The sequence below is a fragment of the Weizmannia agrestimuris genome (assembly GCF_943193165.1).
Lineage (GTDB): Bacteria > Bacillota > Bacilli > Bacillales > Bacillaceae_C > Weizmannia > Weizmannia faecalis.
Map to the genome: position 1 here is coordinate 1 of NZ_CALPDC010000099.1, position 1,460 is coordinate 1,460.

The following is a 1,460-nucleotide window of genomic DNA, read 5'->3' on the forward strand; positions in this document are numbered from 1 at the left end:
TATAATTGTGTAAAAAGGGTTATCTGAATATGAGGGAATATGGAGTATAGGGGCTGTTTTTCTGGAGGGGGCTGGCCAGCCCCCTCCAGAAAAACAGCGGGATTTCATTTCTCTTGCCGTCTCTATCATTTTTTTATAGAAAATGAGCCAGAGCCCATCATCTCAGTTAGAATAGAGTTAACCAAAAAACTAAATTTCTAAAGGAGAGATTCAGGGATGGCTCAATTACAGATTACTCTAGATGAACAACTTTTGCATCAATTATTTCTTGGCGATTCAAAAGAATCGGGTATAAATGCCCTTTTGGAGGCGATTTTGAATCAAGTTCTGGAGGCACAGGCCAGCGAACAGCTGAAAGCCGAAAAATATGAACGTAATGAAGCTAGAATTGATTACCGAAACGGCTCCTACCCCCGCCAACTAAAAACCCGCGTGGGAAAGCTCTCTTTGTACGTTCCCAGGCTGCGCAACGGTCATTTTTCAACTGATCTCTTTCAGCGTTATCAGCGTAGTGAACAAGCACTGGTCCTGTCTTTGATGGAAATGGTGATTAATGGTGTTTCTACGCGCCGTGTCAGTCAAATCACCGAAGAGCTCTGTGGTTCAGACTTCTCGAAGTCGACCGTGTCGAATCTTTGTGGGCAGCTGGATCCCGTGGTTACGGGCTGGAATAACCGTCCCCTAGAGGGCAGCTATCCGTTTCTGTTTGTGGATGCAATTTATACAAAGGTGCGTGAAAATGGCCGTGTCCGTTCCCGGGGTGTATTGATTAGCTATGGTGTCAACGAGAAAGGCTATCGATCGATTCTTGGCCTAAAAGTCGATGACAGTGAAAGCACAGAGGCTTGGAAGAATTATTTTGATTGGCTAAAATCTCGTGGACTAAAGGGCGTAGATGTAATCGTTAGCGATGATCATGGCGGTTTAGTCAGCGCTGTTCAAAAAGCGTTTCAGGGAGCAACGTGGCAAAGATGTCAAGCTCATTTTCTGCGTAACGTACACGATCGGCTTCCAAAACATTTAGAGAGCGAAGGAACTGAACAAGTGAAAGCCATTCTCCACGCTCCAGACATTGAAACAGCACACACACTACTTCAGTCCTTTCTGAATACTTATCAGGATAAAGCGCCTAAAGTGACTGAAATGGTAGAGGAAGCCTTTGACGATGTCACTGCAGCACTCTCACTTCCGGAGCCGTATCGTCGTCGCCTGAGAACGACAAACGGCATGGAACGACTCAATGAAGAATTTCGCCGTCGGGAACAGGTTATCCGTATTTTTCCTAACCGGGATTCCGTAATCCGGCTAATGGGTTCTGTTCTCATGGAAAAGGATGAAAAATGGGCAGAAGGACGCCGCTATTTGAAGATGGAAGACTATTTTGAATGGAAAGCCAAACAACCGAAATCGTCTGACCAATCCAACAAAGCGACAGACATTTATTCGGGTTAATTACTCTA

At 45.1% G+C, this 1,460-nt stretch carries 1 protein-coding gene; it reads left to right on the forward strand.

The window, feature by feature from the left end; all coding sequences use genetic code 11:
• The first annotated feature begins 216 nt into the window (after window positions 1–216).
• Window positions 217–1,452, forward strand: a complete 1,236-nt coding sequence (locus NFR98_RS15705) for an IS256 family transposase (RefSeq protein ID WP_026684065.1) — start codon at window positions 217–219, stop codon at window positions 1,450–1,452.
• The last annotated feature ends 8 nt before the right edge of the window (window positions 1,453–1,460 follow it).